Here is a 297-nt window from a genome sequence, read left to right as displayed (position 1 = left end):
CAGTTCAAATCTAAAAAGCATCATGACGTCATAAATATCACTGTATTAAACAAATGAAATTCACGAGTCACTTACATATATATGTCCTTCAACACATCAGTAAGTGCCCACACGAATTATCTGAACAAATTCTTAAAGAGCTGTGAGACAACCAATTCAAGCAACCTGAGCCGCTTCTGTTATCTCGAAAGAGGACGCACATTCTAACGATTTAAATCTCTGTGTCAACCTTTTTCTTTCAACTTTCTGGAGAAGTGATTCAACCTGAATCGCGAAATTCCCAACTAAACCGTAGTC

The sequence above is a fragment of the Litoribacillus peritrichatus genome (genome assembly GCF_039537985.1).
In the GTDB taxonomy this organism is placed as follows: Bacteria; Pseudomonadota; Gammaproteobacteria; order Pseudomonadales; family Litoribrevibacteraceae; genus Litoribacillus; species Litoribacillus peritrichatus.
The sequence above is the reverse complement of the archived record's forward strand: the minus strand, read 5'-3'. Positions refer to the sequence as shown.